1 pseudogene is annotated in these 605 nt (G+C 31.1%); it reads right to left on the bottom strand.

What is annotated here, in order from left to right:
* Positions 1–605: pseudogene (locus tag MBCUR_RS03455) on the bottom strand (hypothetical protein); the annotation flags it as partial.

Here is a 605-nt window from a genome sequence, read left to right as displayed (position 1 = left end):
TTCCAAACACCAGTACTTGCAACATAGTAAGTAAATCTTGGAGATGTACTGTTAATGTATATTAATCTAGTATCTAATTTATCAGTAATAACCAAACCAGTAGCATTATCAGGACCATAGTTAGTTACATTAATAGTGTATAAAACAAATGCACCATTTAAGACAGATCCACTTACATTAGAGGTTTTAACAACACTAATGTTCACAGTAGGAACAACAGTAATATTAGTAGTATTATCAGGAGTACTACTATTATTGCCAGTATTATTCTCAGTAACATTAGTAACATTTGCAACATTCACAATACTACCAGTACCATTCAAACGAACAAGAATATCCAAAACAATACTCTCACCATTAGCCAAAGTGTTAATATCCCAAACACCAGTAATAGCATCATAACTAGTTCCACGAGGACTAGTACTATTAATATAAATCAATCTAATATCCAAAACATCAGTAATAACCAAACCAGTCGCATTATCAGGACCAAAATTAGTCACATTAATAGCATATAAAACAAATGCACCATTCAAAACAGATCCAGATACATTAGATGATTTAACAATACTAAGATTCACAGTAGGAACAACAGTAATATTAGT

Origin of the sequence: Methanobrevibacter curvatus (assembly GCF_001639295.1) — an archaeon.
In the GTDB taxonomy this organism is placed as follows: domain Archaea; phylum Methanobacteriota; class Methanobacteria; order Methanobacteriales; family Methanobacteriaceae; genus Methanoflexus; species Methanoflexus curvatus.
Note: the sequence above shows the minus strand (reverse complement) of the source record. Positions and strands in the feature narration are given on the sequence as shown.